The 16,509-nt window shown below is 48.5% G+C and carries 16 protein-coding genes and 1 riboswitch; of the genes, 3 read left to right on the top strand and 13 right to left on the bottom strand.

Annotated features, from left to right (window positions below):
• Nucleotides 1–13 precede the first annotated feature (13 nt).
• The 12 genes from BUA83_RS10740 to BUA83_RS10680 all read right to left on the bottom strand — a co-directional run bounded on the left by BUA83_RS10740 (nucleotide 14) and on the right by BUA83_RS10680 (nucleotide 12,371).
• Nucleotides 14–1,009, bottom strand: coding sequence for an ABC transporter ATP-binding protein (locus BUA83_RS10740; RefSeq protein ID WP_072936293.1), 996 nt, complete (start codon nucleotides 1,007–1,009; stop codon nucleotides 14–16).
• On the bottom strand, nucleotides 987–1,787 hold the full coding sequence (locus tag BUA83_RS10735; RefSeq protein ID WP_072936292.1) for an ABC transporter ATP-binding protein: 801 nt from the start codon (nucleotides 1,785–1,787) through the stop codon (nucleotides 987–989). The genes BUA83_RS10740 and BUA83_RS10735 overlap by 23 nt, the downstream gene beginning before the upstream one ends.
• A 120-nt stretch (nucleotides 1,788–1,907) precedes the next feature.
• Nucleotides 1,908–3,434, bottom strand: a complete 1,527-nt coding sequence (locus BUA83_RS10730; protein ID WP_072936345.1) for an ABC transporter substrate-binding protein — start codon at nucleotides 3,432–3,434, stop codon at nucleotides 1,908–1,910.
• A gap of 157 nt (nucleotides 3,435–3,591) precedes the next feature.
• Nucleotides 3,592–4,389 carry a nickel transporter permease gene (nikC, locus tag BUA83_RS10725; RefSeq protein ID WP_072936344.1) on the bottom strand — a complete coding sequence of 266 codons (798 nt, stop codon included), beginning with the start codon at nucleotides 4,387–4,389 and terminating at the stop codon, nucleotides 3,592–3,594.
• Nucleotides 4,390–4,414: 25 nt separating this feature from the next.
• Nucleotides 4,415–5,359, bottom strand: coding sequence for a nickel ABC transporter permease (nikB, locus tag BUA83_RS10720; protein WP_094756608.1), 945 nt, complete (start codon nucleotides 5,357–5,359; stop codon nucleotides 4,415–4,417).
• 129 nt (nucleotides 5,360–5,488) lie between these two features.
• A riboswitch (cobalamin riboswitch) is annotated at nucleotides 5,489–5,668 on the bottom strand.
• Nucleotides 5,669–5,869: 201 nt separating this feature from the next.
• Nucleotides 5,870–7,030 (bottom strand): metallophosphoesterase, encoded by a 1,161-nt coding sequence (locus BUA83_RS10715; RefSeq protein WP_094756607.1) that lies wholly within the window; start codon nucleotides 7,028–7,030, stop codon nucleotides 5,870–5,872.
• Between the two features lie 148 nt (nucleotides 7,031–7,178).
• Nucleotides 7,179–7,418, bottom strand: coding sequence for a hypothetical protein (locus BUA83_RS10710; RefSeq protein WP_072936291.1), 240 nt, complete (start codon nucleotides 7,416–7,418; stop codon nucleotides 7,179–7,181).
• A gap of 287 nt (nucleotides 7,419–7,705) precedes the next feature.
• Nucleotides 7,706–9,418, bottom strand: coding sequence for a ShlB/FhaC/HecB family hemolysin secretion/activation protein (locus tag BUA83_RS10705; RefSeq protein ID WP_072936290.1), 1,713 nt, complete (start codon nucleotides 9,416–9,418; stop codon nucleotides 7,706–7,708).
• A gap of 202 nt (nucleotides 9,419–9,620) precedes the next feature.
• Complete coding sequence (locus tag BUA83_RS10700) at nucleotides 9,621–10,070, bottom strand: CAP domain-containing protein (protein WP_094756606.1); 450 nt, start codon at nucleotides 10,068–10,070, stop codon at nucleotides 9,621–9,623.
• Nucleotides 10,071–10,361: 291 nt separating this feature from the next.
• Nucleotides 10,362–10,889 carry an HD domain-containing protein gene (locus BUA83_RS10690; protein ID WP_094756605.1) on the bottom strand — a complete coding sequence of 176 codons (528 nt, stop codon included), beginning with the start codon at nucleotides 10,887–10,889 and terminating at the stop codon, nucleotides 10,362–10,364.
• Entirely contained in the window at nucleotides 10,882–11,850 is a 969-nt protein-coding gene (locus tag BUA83_RS10685) for a GTP cyclohydrolase I FolE2 (protein ID WP_072936288.1), read from the bottom strand. The genes BUA83_RS10690 and BUA83_RS10685 overlap by 8 nt, the downstream gene beginning before the upstream one ends.
• Nucleotides 11,847–12,371 carry a dihydrofolate reductase family protein gene (locus BUA83_RS10680; protein ID WP_072936287.1) on the bottom strand — a complete coding sequence of 175 codons (525 nt, stop codon included), beginning with the start codon at nucleotides 12,369–12,371 and terminating at the stop codon, nucleotides 11,847–11,849. Before BUA83_RS10680 ends, BUA83_RS10685 begins: the two co-directional genes overlap by 4 nt.
• Nucleotides 12,372–12,615: 244 nt before the next feature.
• Here BUA83_RS10680 and BUA83_RS10675 point away from each other — a divergent pair, with 244 nt between their 5' ends.
• From BUA83_RS10675 to BUA83_RS10665, 3 genes are read left to right on the top strand one after another with little or no spacing between them, the layout of a single operon-like run.
• On the top strand, nucleotides 12,616–13,116 hold the full coding sequence (locus BUA83_RS10675; protein WP_072936286.1) for an NADH-quinone oxidoreductase subunit NuoE family protein: 501 nt from the start codon (nucleotides 12,616–12,618) through the stop codon (nucleotides 13,114–13,116).
• Between the two features lie 18 nt (nucleotides 13,117–13,134).
• Nucleotides 13,135–14,388 (top strand): complex I 51 kDa subunit family protein, encoded by a 1,254-nt coding sequence (locus BUA83_RS10670; RefSeq protein ID WP_072936285.1) that lies wholly within the window; start codon nucleotides 13,135–13,137, stop codon nucleotides 14,386–14,388.
• Nucleotides 14,388–16,160: an NADH-dependent [FeFe] hydrogenase, group A6 gene (locus tag BUA83_RS10665; RefSeq protein ID WP_072936284.1), complete on the top strand. Its 1,773-nt coding sequence runs from the start codon at nucleotides 14,388–14,390 to the stop codon at nucleotides 16,158–16,160. The genes BUA83_RS10670 and BUA83_RS10665 overlap by 1 nt, the downstream gene beginning before the upstream one ends.
• Before the next feature lie 175 nt (nucleotides 16,161–16,335).
• Here BUA83_RS10665 and BUA83_RS10660 read toward each other — a convergent pair.
• The coding region (locus tag BUA83_RS10660) for a transposase (RefSeq protein WP_200795947.1) at nucleotides 16,336–16,509 on the bottom strand (174 nt) is incomplete at its 5' end.

The raw sequence follows: 16,509 nt of genomic DNA, 5'->3' as shown, positions 1-16,509 counted from the left end.
TAAATATTATTACTTATGATTGTGCAGTTTCCTGCACTTCATCATCCAAAAGATGGCAGGCAGCATAGTGCTGTATCCCCTGCTTTTTCAGCGGTGCCATTGTCTCGCGGCAGCCGTGGTCCATGCACTCGCAGCAGCGGTCCTGGAACGGACAGCCGGTCGGCAGATTGACAGGACTCGGGATTTCACCCTCGAGAGTCTGTACCGTGTGAGTCCCCTTCTCCCTAAGCGGGAATACAGAACGCAGAAGCGCCTGTGTATACGGGTGCTTTGCTTCCTTCAGCTTTCCTGCGGGAAGAACCTCTACAACGTTGCCGAGATACATGACAGCGGCGCGGTTGCACATCTGATAAACAAGCGCAAGGTCATGACAGATGAAGATGATAGAAAGATTCGTCTTCTTCTGAATGGAAAGAAGCAAATCCACAATCTTCTTCTGAACTGAAACGTCCAGGGCACTCGTTGCCTCGTCGCAGACAAGAACCTCAGGATTCAGTACCAGTGCACGGGCGATACCGATACGCTGACGCTGTCCGCCGGACATATTCGCCGGATAGCGGTCTACGATATCCTCCGGAAGCTCTACAAGGCGAAGCATTTCCTTTGCCTTTTCCTCAGCCTCCGAGGGTTTTATCATATCAAAATTGTAGAGCGGCTCGCATATAATATCCTTGATTTTCATTTTCGGATCGAAGGCAGTATTCGGATCCTGGAAAACCATCTGGATATGCTTGCGCATCTGGCGGAGGTCTTCACCCTTTAACTGAGTGATATCCTGATCTCCGTAAAAGATAGAGCCTGACGTGACATCATGCAGGCGCATGATGCATTTTGCAAGTGTGCTTTTCCCGCAGCCGGATTCACCAACGATAGCCAGTGACTCACCACGGTAAAGCTTCAGCGAAACATCGTTGCAGGCTGTAAGGACTTTGCCTTCCCCGACAGGGAACTTTTTGACTACATGCTGGATATTCAGCACATAATCTTTACCCAGCTTCGTAGATGTCATGAGCAAGTCCTCCTATCTGCGGAACAGCATCCAAAAGTTCCTTAGTGTAGTCTTCCTTCGGATTGTTAACGATTTCATCCGAGGTTCCGCGCTCCACAATGTGTCCGTTTCTCATGACGATGATTTCATCTGCCATGTATGCGGCAACACCGAGGTTATGCGTAACAATGATGATAGCCGTACCGTCATCGCGGCAGATACCCATCATTTCCTCAACAACCTGTGCCTGCGTCGTAACATCAAGAGCTGATGTAGGTTCGTCAGCAAGCAGGATGCGCGGGCTGAAGAACATACCCATTGCAACACCGACACGCTGATTCATACCGCCCGAAAGCTCGAACGGGAAGGAATCCATAATCGTTTCCGGGTTTGGAAGATTCATGCGCTTCAGCATGGCAATAGCCTGCTGATATGCGTCTTCCTCCGTAACATCGACATGCTGGCGGATATATTCAACAAACTGCTTTCCGATTTTCTGAATAGGGTCAAGCATACTTCCGCTGGCCTGGAATACCATGGTGATATCCTTGCCGCTTACCTTTCTCCATTCCTCCGCGGTATTTTCCAGGAGATTTTTTCCGTCGAACACGATTTTGCCGTTGGTAACATGACCTTCATTCGGCAGACAGCCAAGGATTGCTCGGATAACTGTAGTCTTTCCGCTGCCTGACTCGCCGACGATAGCAATGACCTTGCCTGAGTCAAGCTTGAGGCTTACATCATGTACAATCGGATGCTCTCCATAGGAAATATCGAGATTCGATACTTCAAGTAACATATACTTCTCCTTTATCCCGAAAGGGGCAGCGGAGACCTCCCCGCCGCCCGTCCGGGTCTTTCTTATGATAATCTGGGATTCCCTGCCCCTTAAAGACAGGTCAGATACCCTTCGGCTGAATTATTTAGCCGGTTTGATATCCTTCGTGATCCAGTAGTAATCTGCCGGATGCATGATAGCATTTGTGATCTTCTTCGAGGATACGATGTTCGTGTACGGATATCCGAGGAAGAGACCTGCAGCATCATTGAGGTAAATCTGCTGGATTTCGATGATAAGCTGACGGCGTTTATCCTTATCAAACTCGGAGTTCAGAGCATCCAGCTTAGCATCAACTTCCGGATTGCTGTAGCCGGAGCCGTTCTGCGGGTTGGAGCCGTCAATATTGGAGTGCCAGTACTGATTCAGATAGGACTGCGGGTCACCCGTAGCAGCCGTCGTGATGTTGGAAATCAGGAGGTCAAACTCGCCGTTGATACCCATCTTATCGATGATATTGTAGTCAACGGATTTAACCTTGACATCAATGCCAACCTTCTTAGCATCAGCCTGGACAGCCTCTGCATAGAGCGGAAGCTCTGCACGGCTGTTGTAAACAACAAAGTCAAGTGTCAGCGGCTTGCCGTCTTTATCACGGATACCGTCGCCGTTTGTATCCTTCCAGCCTGCCTCATCGAGGAGCTTGTTAGCGCGCTCAACGTTGTATTTGTTCGGATCCTTCAGCTGGTCAAAGCCATAGTCCAGGGACGGCGGAACCGGTGCGGAGCCTTCCTTGAATGTGCCTTTGAGAAGAACCTCGTTGTAGTTCTTGCGGTCGCAAGCGCTGATGAATGCATCGCGAACCTTTTTGTCGCTGAGGATATGATCCGGCTTCTGGTTAATACGTGCAAGAACTGTACGCAGGGAAGCAATCTCATCAACATGGAATTTGTCGTTGTTACGGAAAAGTCCGATATCGCCTGCAGCGATGTTAACAGCCATATCGACTTCGCCGGACTGGAGTGCCATAGCACGGGTATTCGGATCATCGATGGACGGAACCTCAACCTTCTCGTACGGAACCTCGCCGTCCCAGTAGTTCGGGTTCTTAGTCAGGACGCATTTATCACGCGTGAAGCTCTCGCATACATACGGGCCTGTGCAGATAGGACCCTGTTTTGCAAAGTCACGGCCTTCCTTCTCAGCGGAAACATCAACAATCAACCACAGCGGATCTGCCAGCTGGCCTGGGAGATTCGGTACAGGTTTCTTCGTCTTGATGATGAGTTCCTGGCCCTTTGCCTCAATGCTCTCATATTCGAAGAATGTCTTAGCGCGGTTCTGTTTTGCGAATACGCGCTCGATGGACTGTTTAACAGCCTCAGCCGTCAGCGGCTTGCCGTTGGAGAATTTGACGTTGTCACGGATTTTGAATGTCCATGTCAGATGGTCGTCTGCGATTTTCCAGCTCTCAGCCAGCCACGGTTTAGCGTTCATTTTCTCGTCGAATTTTGCAAGCGTCTCACCCATGCCGTAACGCATAACAACCCATGCGAAGAAGTTCTGCGTAGGCTCAAGCGTATCAGCGAAGTTCGTAACACCGACCTTCAGGACTTTGGAATCGCCCTTAGCGCCGCCTTTGTCTCCGCCGCCGCAGCCGACGAGCATCGTTGCTGCCATAGTGACAGCCATACCTGCCATAACACTTTTTTTAACTTTGTTGCTTAATTCCATTGTAAGTACCTCTCTTTCAATGTATATGAATATAAAACATAGTGTTGCCTTACTTACATTTCATGAACCAATAGGTTCACGACGGTTCAAATCAATGAGAACGCGACGGATCCATAAGGTCTCTCAAGCTGTCACCCCAAAGATTGAAGGATGAAACGACAAAGAGAATTGCAAGACCCGGGAAAATCATAGCCCACGGAGCCATCTGCATGACCTGACGTCCTTCATTCAGCATGAGACCCCACTCAGCTGTCGGCGGCTGTGCGCCGAATCCGAGGAACGAAAGACCTGCAATCTCCATGATCATCGAACCGATATCCATAGCGCCTGTTACGATAACCATCTGCATGATGTTCGGAACAATGTGCCTGTGAAGCAGCGCGAAGGGTTTTGTACCGTTCGTAACCGCTGCCTGGATAAATTCACTCTGCACCAGCTTTAATGTGAGGCTTCGGCCAAGTCGTGCGTACTTCGTCCAGCCGACGACCGCAAGAGCCAGTACCGTATTCACGACGCTTCCGCCGAGAACACCGGCAATGGCAATAGCGAGCACGATACCCGGGAAAGCCATCATCATATCAGTAATACGCATAAGGAAGGTATCAACCTTGCCTCCGCAGTATCCTGCAATGATTCCGATAAGAGTACCAATGCATGACATCAAAAGCACTGTAACAAGCGTCATTGACAGTGATACACGCGCGCCATAGATGATTCGCGTGAAGCAGTCACGTCCCAGCTTGTCAGTACCGAACCAGTGCTGTGCAGAGGGTGGGAGCATGGACTCTGTCATATTGGAGGCATACGGATCGGCGCTGCACAAAAACGGGCCGAACACTGCCACAAAAACGATAAACAGAATGACTCCGCTGAAGAAGCGGAACATCATCTTTTCGTCCTTAAAAAACTTCAACTTATTCTCCCCCCCTCTTCTTCAAACGCGGATTCAGGATGTAATATGAAGCATCAACTATAAGGTTGATGACCATGTACGCTATAGCAATCCAAAGGACAAATCCCATGAGCAGCGGGAAATCACGTGTCATAATAGCACGGACAGCCATGAAGCCAAGGCCCGGCCATGCGAATACCATCTCTACGACAGCGACACCGCCAAGAAGCCATCCGATATATGTACCCAGAAGCGTAACAAGCGGCAGGCAGGCGTTCGGCAGAACATGATGCCAGAGAATCTTGTTCATTGGGATACCGCGGGCCTGTGCGCCCGTAACGTAATCCTTGCCAAGCTCCTCCAGGACAGCCGTACGAACCTGACGCGTGAATTTCGAAATCATTACGACAGACAGTGTAGCCGCCGGCAGAACCATGTGCCTCAAATCCACTTCGCCGCCGGAAATCGGGAACATACCCAGCTTCAATCCGAAGATGTAAAGCATAAGAAGGCCTACCCAGAAGCTCGGCATTGAAACTCCGAGGAACGAAAGTACTCTTGAAAGATAATCGATAAAAGAATTGCGGTATACTGCAGCCGCGATACCTGCCGGTACTGAAACAACAAGCATCATCACGATAGCTATTCCCGTGAGAGCAAGGGTTCCCGGCGCTCCCAGCAGCATGCGGTCAACAACCGGCATCTTAGCCGAATATGAAATACCCATGTCACCGTGAAGAAGTCCCGTCAGCCAGTTCAAATACTGAATGTGAAACGGCTGATCAAGTCCAAGCTCATGACGTGTCTGTTCAACTACCTCTGCAGATACCAGAGTATCACCTGTCTCCAAAATCGCATCAACGGCATCGCCCGGTGCGATATACGTAAGCCCGAAGGTAAGAATAGTTACACCGATGAGGGTAACTAACATCTGCCCGAGCCTGTGCAGCAGTTCTTTTCTACCCAAAATTTTCTCCTCCTACAATAAAAATACTCTGAACCCATCCTTTCATAGCTGATTCAGAGCAGCGCCGTGTTTTTTAAAAAAGGCAAAAAAAACACAAGCCACCCATCTCCTCATCAACCGTGAGTCAACCAATGGATCTTGTTATGAGCAGGCTTTCTGACTTGGACACTTTCCACTCTTCATCCTCCGCTGCTGCTGGTAAAGAACCGAGCCGATAGTGTCCTTACAGTTGCGGGACAGCGCAGGAATCGCACCTGCTTTCCTTTTCCCCACCAAACTAACTTGGGCACTCATAACGTTCATCATATGAATTTAGGCACACTCACCTAAATTTAATCTATAGTGTAGGATACACTATATAACTGTTATATAGTGTATAGGTATATAGGCCTATTTTGAATACTGTATTTTTTCACCTTTCCCTGTGATTATATTAACACTGCAACAAATCACACCTCATTCATACATGACTTTTGTAGTATCCATGAAGTAAAAAAGGACCTCAGCCACTCAGGCTGAGGTCAGTCTAAACACTGGTATTTCGGGCGGACAGCCGAATCTGAAAGGAAACCAGCTTCCGTTTCCACAGTGAACGTATCCAAAGGTTCTACCTACTATATACTTTCCACGCAAATATTTGAAAACAGGAGGGACGACAGGAACACCGAAAAGCCCCAGCTGCCCTCCGTGGGTGTGACCGGTCAGAGCAAGCGTCACATCATACTCTGAAGCATCATCAATAAAATCGGGATGATGTGCAAGAAGGACAGTAACCGCTTCCTTGGGGACTCCCTTCATTGTTTCCTTCATGAAGCCCTCTTCAAGCTCCTTGAATCTCGGGCGGAATCTAGGATAATCCGCTCCGCAGAAATAAATCGGCCTCGTATCAGTCAAAATCCTTGCGCTGTCGTTTACCAGTACATGAATTTTTGTTTTGCCAAGTGCCTTCCTCGTACGGCTGATGTTTCTAAAATATTCATGATTTCCGTAGCAGAACCATATACCGTGTGCAAAGCTTCCGCAGAAGCTGTCTATCAGCTCCGCAGCTTTTTCATTTATGTCATCGTCATCAAAAAGGTCTCCGGTGATAACAAGGGCATCCGCCTTGGTTGCCGCAGCCTGCTCCATCAGCTTTTTCAAATCCTCCAGGGAGTAAAAGAGGCCGAGATGAACATCGCTCAGCTGTGCTATGCGAAAGCCGTCTGCCTTCGGTCCAAGCCCATCAACAGGCACGTCAAATTCCCGCACGACTGTCTTTGTCCGCTCAGAAAAGGTACCATAGCCTGCGCCTGCGGCGGCAGCTATCGGCAAAATTGCCGCGCCCTTTAGAAAACGTCGCCTCTCAGGGTCCTTAGGTATATTTTTTGAATGTTTTCCTTCATTATATATTAACTTATAAATCGGACGTGCAAAAAGAGCAAATAATCCAAAGAAAAGCTCCGCCATCCATACTGCTGTCAACACCAGCATTCCGTATTTAAGAACGGGCTCTGTCATCCACAAAAGATGACGTCCTGCCATAAGCAGCAGCACCGACACCACGTCGAACAACACCAGAATACCCCGGACAGTTTTACGCGCATTCTCAGGAACAGTTATGCCGATTCCCCACCACGCCAGCGCAGCTACTGTAAAAAGCACAATAAGGACAAGCATCCAGAAAAACCACACAATTTTTACCGCCTTTATCTAAAAAGATTTTTAATCGTCCGCATCTCATTATCCAAATAAACTCTGAAACATCTCTGAATTGACAGAAAAAAACTGCCGCACCAAAAGGTACGGCAGAAGCGTCCAAAGACAATAGATGTGAGGCCCGCTAAGCGAGTCCCCGGAGATGCGCAAGTTCAGCCTGCTTTTCCGAGTAGTACCACCGGATAGACTTTCCGATAGCACAGCGGACAGCGTCAAGCTTCCCCTGTTGAGCGAGCTTCTTCAGCCTATTTGCATCAAATCCACTGATCGACAAATAGCTGGCTGACAGGAAGCCTCCTCGTTTTAGATGATTTCGATAATCTGCACTGTCCCGTCGATCCATTACCACGTTACGAATTGCCATGAATATCCCCCCAGCAGTGAACTCCGATACGCCGGCATTCCGGTCTTCATCGGGTTTTACACGGTCGGAGTGAGTGCTCCGCCATGCAGAGTGGTGTCATTCATCTCAAACGACATTTACATTATAACACATGTGTGTAAATATGTACACTTTTTCAAAAAACTTTACACTTTTCACAATTTTGTTCTAAATTGTACGCAATTAAGTTACACTGTAAAAACCAGCGCATAAGAAAACCGCGGATGCAGGATTGCCTCCGCGGTTTTGTAATGTCATAATTTATTCTATTAGAAGAATATTCCACCCTGAATCCAGAAGTGACCTCTTCCAAAGTGTGTATCAGATGTTGCCTTCTCTGCACCGATGCGCCATGCGTAATCCATGCGCAGGAACCATTCATCTCTCTGCGACCAGATGACACCTATGCCTGCGCCCTGCAGCGAGCGTCTGTTTTCTCCGTGGGAATTTTTGCGCTCATACCAGATTCCGCCATGGTCAAAATATACCGCTGTCTGGAAGCTCTGGCTTTGCTTTCCTGTAGGAATCATCCAGCGAAGCTCTGCTCTTGTCAGATATCCCATGTCTCCCGATGCCTCGCTCTGAGGATATGCACGGACACCCGCGATTCCTCCAAGGGAAATATGCTCCGAGCTGTCAAGATTATCGAAAGCATACTGTCCTCTTAATGAAAGGAGTGCATAGAGACGGTTGTTAAGATTCTGACGTCTGATTATGTTCAGCTTGAGCTTCTTAAACGTTCCGAAAGCTCCGGATCTTTCATATATCTGACGAGTCATATCGTTGTTAAAGCCCAGCCAGCCATGTTTGTATTCTGTTCTCCAGGAGGTTACGCCATACTTGTCCTGCTCATCACCATAAATGGAAAGAACAGCTGCATCGCTGTGCTTGTCGGCATAATGCCCCAGAAGCGAATTTTTCTCTACGTCATCAAGCTCGTTTCCTTCGTAGTGCAGACCGAAATAGAGATTGTTTCTCTGACTGCGGTTTATTGCATAATCAAAGCCGATATTCAGGACGTGCGCTGTACCGTATGCGCCAAGGGAATCATATTCCTTGCCAAGCTCATATCGCAAAACATTGTAGCCCGCGCTGAGGCGCAATCCGTCTGTCAGTGCCGGTACAGAATAATTCGCTCCGCCGTTGAACAGGCCCTTTCCTGTGGTAGATGCCGTAATAGCGAGCTGGTCGCCCTCATGGAACGGATTAAGCAGATTGTAAGAAAAAATTGCTTCCTTATAGCCCGTATACCTGTTTCCATAGTTATCAAATGTAAGTGAGCCCTGCTTGCCCGTATGCGGATTCAGCTCGACAACAAGGTCTACCGTGCCGTCCTCGCTGCCCTTTGAAAGCGTAGCCTTTGCATCGGCACCGGCAAGATCCGACATAAGCCAGACTGCTCTCTCAAGTTTTTCTTTTCTTATGTAATCGCCCCGCTTCAATGCCCTTGATTCTCTCTTAAGAACATTGTCGTGGATTGATGTATTATTTACAATTTTGATTTCGCCAAGTCTTCCCACGGTTACAGTGTACTCTACGATACCACCTGTAATTTTCTGAACCGGCAGGTAGACTCTTGCCGTAAGATATCCTTTATCCCGGAAATGCTTTGTGAGACGGTCTGCCCCTTCCTGGAGTTCCTTAAATGTCAGGAGCTTTCCCTTCTTATCCTCAAGAAGCTTTAAAAGCTCGTCCTCCCGGAAAATATCCTGTCCGGTGACAGTAAATCCATTTGCCTGCACCTTCAGTGTATCCGGTGCGTTAAACTCAGGGCGCTCCTCCTCAGGCAGTTCAATATCCACCTCTCTGGATGACGGACGGATTTCTTCTTTGTCCCTCAACTCAGTGTAAGAGCTTCCTGCTGTCGGACGGTCTACGTCCGGCAGCTCAGGTGCCGCCAATCCGGTCGGAGTACTTACCCCCATTACCCCCGACATAACCGCACCAATGACCAAGGCTTCGAGATACCGATTGTTTTTCATTAACATTCCCCATCTTTCCTTAGTGTTGTCTTGCCTATGTCTTTTGTCCCTTAATAAGATATTTTAACACTGTTTCTAAATATTGCAAACTAGGATTTTAGTCGTATATCATATATCTTTTGTACTATATTTTATTAAGAGCACATACAAAAAAATCGGCCGGAAAACTCCGGCCGATAAGTTGGTTAGTGATTCTCCGGGCTTATTCGCTCGCAAGGAGACCTGCCCAGTAGAGGCGTCCGTCTGCTCCGCGTGTTACACCGATTCCCATCTGTGTGTAATGGCGGTTCAAGAGATTAGCGCGATGAGTCGGGGATGCCATCCAGGCACGCACGATTTTTTTCGCATCATCTGTTTTGCTGACGGCAAGGTTTTCACCAAACCATGCGTAGGATGCCTCGTTAAGAACGGATTTGACATCGCGGCCGTCCGGACGAACATGTCCGAAATGAACGCCGGCCTCTGATGCGCGTACATTCGCGGCGCTCGCCAGGCTAACGTTGTACGTAAGCGGGCGGAGACCTGCGGCTGCGCGCTCTACGTTAACGTAGTAGAGTACCTCGTTCTCAAGGCTGGACGCAAAAGCCGTAGAAGCTGCAAACAGAGCTGCCATCATGACTAACATGGAGATGATCGTCCGCAGGTTTCTCATGATAGCTCGCCCCTTCCGTTTCGCTTCAGAATGATTTTTAAGCACTAAGTTTCCACACTCGTACTTCCGGAAGGGTATCCCGGATCATCTGTCGCAAAACCGGCCGGTCCTCTGCGCCGAAGCGCCTGAGTCTCCTGTCAGCGCGGTCCATAACATGAACCGCATGACGGTCAGCTGCTGTATTCAGTTTTCTTATGCTTCCTACATCTTCATGATAGCATGTTTTATGTTTATCGTCAATAAAAGCATAAGCCTTTTGTCGCATATTGGTGTATAAAAAAATACGTTGGTTCATCGAACCAACGCATCATTTTTAATTTCCCAATAGCATTCCGTGCGTGCCGTACATGTCCTGCAGTTCCGTGACCAAAAATCTGCAAGGTCAAATGCCTCAAGGAGTGTTTCAGGTTTATTCTGCTTCCACTTTTCTGCCTCTGCTGCAGAAATATGGCTGCAATGCTTTTTTATAATATCCTGGATATGCAGCACATCCGAGTTTTCAAACCCGCAGTCCCTCAGAATTTCTCCCGCCAGCCTCATTCCGGCCTGATGATGTGACTCTCCTGTCATATATTGTGCAGCACGTCCTATATCATGCAAAAGTGCCGCCGCATAAACCAGCTCCCGTGAATATCCAAGTCCATGCTCCAAAACTATAATATAACAGATGCGCGCCACATTTAGCGCGTGCGCAATATCGTGATGGCAAAAGACACGCTCTCTTTCAAGCTCCTCGCATCTTTTCATATTTTCCGTAAAAAGCGGGTGGCATAAAATCCGTTCCACCCTTTCATCCATATCACATAAATTCTTATCCAAGGGTCAATATCCCCCGTTTCAATGACCGTCCTGCAGACATAATCGCAGTAGCAACTATTCCATCGCTGTGGATGGACTCATAGTTCTTTACATAGACTATGTAATCCCTTATCGTGTCATCAAGACACTCAGACAGCTTGAGCGCTATGGAACGTACTATATCCTCAACAAACTTAGGGCCGCCGCCAACCTCATGAAATACCCCTGCTTCATCATAATAGCCGCCAAGGTAGGACACCTCAGTGACCCACTTCTCATCAGGACGTTTAAGAATCGAATACGTAGGTGATGATGCACTCTCGGATATCATCTCCGCAAAACCGGCTATGGTAAAATCAGAGCTTTCCGCAAGCTCAACCGTTACGGTAATCGTTGATTTTTGGTTATGCGCGCCGAAGCCGCTCTGATATATCTTTTCACGAAGCTCAGGAGACAGCTTTTCTATCTCTGCTTTCTCCTCCGCGTTCAGATTATTTTTCAGCAGGCTCAATTCCTTAGAGCATGGGCAGAGACTCATCTCAGTTGTTTCGATGGTGAGGTAATTCTTCATCACACCGTTTTCAAACACAGATGCCATGGAAATTTCCACTGCCTTAGGCGCGGAAATTCCCGTCACAGGTGTTATCTGCTGCAAAAGATACGGAAAATCTGCCGCAACCGACACGTCAGCCGTCGCTTCGTCATGCGCTGCCAGCAGGGCATCTGCCAATGGAGCCAGCGTTCTGAAGCCGTCAGGTGTCTCCTCTATGACACGTCGTATCGTTCTTCCTATTCTGGACATGTTTATTCCCTTGACGCTTTCATCAAGCGAGCAATAAGAGCGCATTGATGCCAGCACATACTCCATCCCGTCAGGGGTACATATGGGAAGCTGCAGACGGATATTTTCAGTTCCTACACTTTCTATATATAGATGTGGGAAACCTTTCGTTTCTTTCTGCACATCCGGTAAATTTCTCATGAATCCTTTTCCTCTCTTGCTTTAAGAAGCTCATATTCCAAAAGCAGCGTCCCCCGCTCATTCAATCTTTGCACGGAGCATAGCTGCAGATGTATATCCAGCATTGTTCCAAGACTAAGCGTTTTTCCAACGCCGAAAAATCTTGGTTCTATTGTCAGAAGCACGCGGTCCACAAGCCCCTCCTTCAGGAAAAGGGCATTTGTTTTAGGCCCGCCCAAAAGCAGAACATTTTCATGACCGTCGGCTGCGGCTCTTGAAGCAATATCGCCCGCGCTTCCATGAACGTAAAAAACATTCTTAAACGAGGGAAGTCCTTCCCTGTTTGTAAGAACGTAATAAGGCCTCTTCATATCCTTTTCCGCAGCAAAGGAACCGCTCCCTGTTATAACGGCATCAGCTCCGCGCACACATTCCAGAAAAGCGGCCCTGTCCTCCAACGATGCCCAGTCAAATGACGGTCCGTCTTCTCCGTGTGTCACCAATCCATCAGCACTCATGACCATAACCATCGTAATTTTCATGAGCCGTCCTCCTGCTTTTAAGTTATCTTTCAACACATTATACCATGCCGATAAAGGAAAAAGAAGGAAACACCCTTCGTTTTTCCCCTGTCTTTGTATTCTTTGTACAATCGCAAATTTATTCTTTTGTTTACAGAATATTTTTCGTAAAATTTGTAGAACTCAACAGACAAAATGTATATAATATAAGAAATACTTTTTATTACGGAAACGATATATCTTGTTTCCGCTGGGAGGAGTCATTATGCAAACTGAGGCCAAGCAAGCTTTTTCCATTTCGGATGAGCTCGCAAATCAGATTGACCAGGTGCTTGCGGCACACGATCACGATGCTACGCAGATTGTCGGCATCCTGCTCGAGGTACAGGATCTGATTCCACAGCAGTATGTCCCGGAAGCTGTTGCTTTCTATATTGCGGAAAAGCTGCCTATCAAGGTATCAATTATCTACGACTGCCTGACATTCTATTCCAGTCTGTCGGACAAGCCGCGTGCGAAATATCCGGTAGAAATCTGCCGTTCTGTCGTATGCCGTGTAAACGACAGCGATTCTCTTCTCGACACGCTCAAGAAAATCCTCAACATCGAAGTCGGTGAGGTCACCTATGACGGCCGTTTCATGATTGAGGAGGTTCCATGCTTCGGAGCCTGCGATGTGGCCCCTGCAATCCGCATCAACGGCAAGGTCTACGGTCACCTGGACACACCCGAAAAGGTGCGTTCGGTGCTTTCATCCCTGATGTAAAGGAAGGAGCTGTTTCTCTTGAGCAGTGAAGTTCGTTTCATAACAAAAAACTTCGGAAAATACAATCCGGACTCAATTGATTCGTATATTTCCATAGGCGGTTTTTCCGCACTGAAAAAAGCGGTAAAAATGGACGGTGAGGACATCGCTTCCGTAATCGCTGCAGCAAAGGTCAAGGGTCGCGGCGGTGCTGCTTACGATATGGGCAGAAAATGGTCCCAGGCACGTGCAGTAAAGGGTGAGCACAAGCTCGTCATCTGCAACGCAGACGAAGGAGAAACCTGTACCTTCAAGGACCGCGAGCTGATAAAAAATGATCCCTTCAACCTCATCGAAGGAATGATTATCGGTGCCTATACGGTTCAGGCCCGGGACGGCTATATCTATATGCGTGAGGAGTACCGCCACCTCCGCCCGCGGCTTCTTTCTGCTATCAAACAGGCAGAGGAAAAAGGCTTTCTCGGAGATAACATTCTCGGTGTAAAGGGCTTTAACTTCCGTCTGCATCTCTATTCCGGCGCAGGCGCGTACGTCTGCGGCGAGGGCACGGCACTGATTCGCTCCATAGAGGGAAAAGCAGGACGTCCCCGTATGAAACCGCCATTCATCAAGGTCAGCGGCGCATTTGCGCTCCCGACCTGTATCAATAACGTGGAAAGCTTCTCCATCGTTCCTCATCTTCTCCTTGATGACAGCAACGTCTACACAAACTGCGGGAACGGTGAATCCATAGGGACAAAACTCGTTTCCGTCGGTGGTAACGTAAGAAAGCCCGGAGTATATGAGGTACCGTTCGGCACAACTGTCCGCGAAATCATTTTCGGCCTCGCTGAAGGTATCCCGGGAGGACGCCGTCTCCGTCTCGTTCAGTTCGGCGGCGCTTCCGGCAAGGTCAGCGATGAGCGTATCCTTGACACGCCATACACATATGACGACCTCAAGGCAGCAGGTGTTGATGTAGGAACAGGTTCCCTGCTTGTTATTGACGACCGTACAAGCGTCATAGATTTTCTGCGCTATACACAGGCGTTTTTCTCCCATGAAAGCTGCGGTCAGTGCACACCGTGCCGCGAAGGCAATCTGCACATGAAGCTTTTGCTGGACAAGCTGGCAGCAGGCGAAGCGCATCCCTGCGACATAGAAAAAATGAAGAAAATCGCCAATATAATGACGCTCACTTCCCTTTGCGGTCTCGGTGAAGCGGCACAAAACGCATTGCTTTCCGCGATGAAAATCTTTCCGGAAGTATTTGCTGTTGGAGGTGCACACTAATGGAAATGGTCCATCTTAAAATAAACAATATCCCTGTAGAAGCTCCCAAGGGTACAAAAATAATAGAAGCTGCGAAGCTCATCGGTATTGACATTCCACATCTCTGCTACCACCCGGATCAGCGTGTAAAGGCACGCTGCCGTCTCTGCTCCGTTCAGGTCGCAGGAAAGAAAAAACTCCTTGCTTCCTGCTCCACGGAAGTATGGGAAGGAATGGAGGTCTTCACGGATACACAGGTTGTCCGTGACGCTCAGGTTGGCATACTCCAGCTCATAATGGCAGACCACGGCGGCAACTGCCTTACCTGCTCAAGAAACGGTACATGCGAGCTGCAGGCACTCTGCACACGCTTCAACGTTCTGGACCCCCATCTCCCCAACGTTAACAAAAAACGTCAGGCAGTCAATACGAATCCGAGTATTGTCCGTGATCCGTCAAAATGTATCAAATGCGGACGCTGCATACGTGCCTGCAAAGACGTTCAGGGCATCGAGGCCATCACCTTCGCAAACCGCAGCGATAAGATAATCGTTACAACTCCATTTGATATTCCCATGGAAAAGACCGACTGTACGCTTTGCGGTCAGTGCAGCCTCGTCTGCCCAACAGGCGCAATAGTTGAAAAAGACGACACACAGCTTGTTCTCGACGCTCTTCAGGACCCCGAGAAGCATGTCGTAGTTCAGATTGCTCCATCCGTCCGCGTATCAATAGGTGATGCTTTCGGTCTCGAACCGGGAGCAATCGTTACGGGCCAGATGGTAACAGCACTGAAGATGCTTGGCTTTGACAAGGTATTCGACACCAACTTCGGTGCAGACCTCACCATAATGGAGGAAGGCGCAGAATTCATTCATCGTGTTCAGAACGGCGGAGTTCTCCCGATGATGACCTCCTGCAGCCCGGGTTGGATAAACTTCATTGAAAAGCACTATCCGGAGCTTCTTCCGCATCTCTCCTCCGCGAAATCTCCGATGTCTATGTTCGGCGCGATTGCCAAAACATACTACCCGAAGATTACAGGAGTCCCTGTAGACAAAATCTTTACAGTCTCAGTAATGCCATGCACAGCGAAAAAATTCGAGGCATCGCGTCCAGAAATGGGGCGTGACGGACGACAGGATGTGGATGCTGTCCTCACATCACGTGAGCTCATTAAGCTGATAAAATATGTAGGCCTCAACCTCAAAAACCTGCCTGAAAGCGACTTTGACAGCCCTCTCGGCACAAGCACAGGTGCAGCCGCTATCTTCGGTAAAACCGGCGGTGTCATGGAAGCAGCACTCCGTACAGTCTATGAAAAACTCACCGGAAACGACCTGCCGGAGCTGGAATACAAGCCTGTATCCCTTGATAAGCCTGCAAGCTATCCTCAGCTCAATCAGGTTCGTCCGAATGTGCGTGAGGCAAGCTTTGAACTCGGTGGACGTACCTTCCGCATTGCCGTTGTTCACACCCTCCTGGCAGCACGTCTTATGATGGAAAAGGTCAAGAATGGTACGGCAAACTACGATTTCATCGAAATCATGGCATGCCCCGGCGGATGCATCGGTGGCGGCGGTCAGCCAATCGGCACAACCAACGCCAAACGCGATGAACGAATCAAGGCTCTTGAAAAGATTGACAAAGACCTTCCGCTTCATAAATCACACGAAAATCCGGATATACAGAAGCTTTATAAGGATTATCTCGGTGAACCCCTTGGCGAAATGGCACATAAGCTGCTGCACACCCACTACCGTAAGGTCTGCCTTATGTACGAATTCCATTAATCGTCAACTTCATAAGGTCACCTGACTTTCAATAATCAAAACCACCCGTGAAACGGGTGGTTTGCTCAGGCCCTATAAGGGCCAATTACCTGTGGTAGCACCCTAAAGGGCGCATCGAAACAATCTGGCAATCACACTATTATCACTGGCAGCCCCCTACTCGGGGGCTTTTTTCTTAGCCTTTTTTCTCTCGCTTCCCCGTAAACGGGTCCACTGATTCAAATAAACTTAATTGATCATTTGCAATATCATCCTGCAATTGGTTCTGTATATATTCTTTAATCGCGTTTTCGTATTTACCAACTGTGTCAACATAATACCCACGACACCAAAAATGCCGATTTCCATA

The sequence above is a fragment of the Schwartzia succinivorans DSM 10502 genome (assembly GCF_900129225.1).
GTDB lineage: Bacteria > Bacillota > Negativicutes > Selenomonadales > Selenomonadaceae > Schwartzia > Schwartzia succinivorans.
The sequence above is the reverse complement of the archived record's forward strand: the minus strand, read 5'-3'. Positions and strand labels throughout refer to the sequence as shown.

What these genes read in the sequence shown, in the direction of transcription:
- BUA83_RS10740 (WP_072936293.1), bottom strand. Translation starts at nt 1,009, where the DNA reads ATGACATCTACGAAGCTGGGTAAAGATTATGTGCTGAATATCCAGCAT.
- BUA83_RS10735 (WP_072936292.1), bottom strand. Translation starts at nt 1,787, where the DNA reads ATGTTACTTGAAGTATCGAATCTCGATATTTCCTATGGAGAGCATCCG.
- BUA83_RS10730 (WP_072936345.1), bottom strand. Translation starts at nt 3,434, where the DNA reads ATGCTCGTCGGCTGCGGCGGCGGAGACAAAGGCGGCGCTAAGGGCGAT.
- nikC (WP_072936344.1), bottom strand. Translation starts at nt 4,389, where the DNA reads ATGATGTTCCGCTTCTTCAGCGGAGTCATTCTGTTTATCGTTTTTGTG.
- BUA83_RS10710 (WP_072936291.1), bottom strand. Translation starts at nt 7,418, where the DNA reads ATGGCAATTCGTAACGTGGTAATGGATCGACGGGACAGTGCAGATTAT.
- BUA83_RS10705 (WP_072936290.1), bottom strand. Translation starts at nt 9,418, where the DNA reads ATGAAAAACAATCGGTATCTCGAAGCCTTGGTCATTGGTGCGGTTATG.
- BUA83_RS10700 (WP_094756606.1), bottom strand. Translation starts at nt 10,070, where the DNA reads ATGAGAAACCTGCGGACGATCATCTCCATGTTAGTCATGATGGCAGCT.
- BUA83_RS10685 (WP_072936288.1), bottom strand. Translation starts at nt 11,850, where the DNA reads ATGAGAAATTTACCGGATGTGCAGAAAGAAACGAAAGGTTTCCCACAT.
- BUA83_RS10680 (WP_072936287.1), bottom strand. Translation starts at nt 12,371, where the DNA reads ATGAAAATTACGATGGTTATGGTCATGAGTGCTGATGGATTGGTGACA.
- BUA83_RS10675 (WP_072936286.1), top strand. Translation starts at nt 12,616, where the DNA reads ATGCAAACTGAGGCCAAGCAAGCTTTTTCCATTTCGGATGAGCTCGCA.
- BUA83_RS10665 (WP_072936284.1), top strand. Translation starts at nt 14,388, where the DNA reads ATGGAAATGGTCCATCTTAAAATAAACAATATCCCTGTAGAAGCTCCC.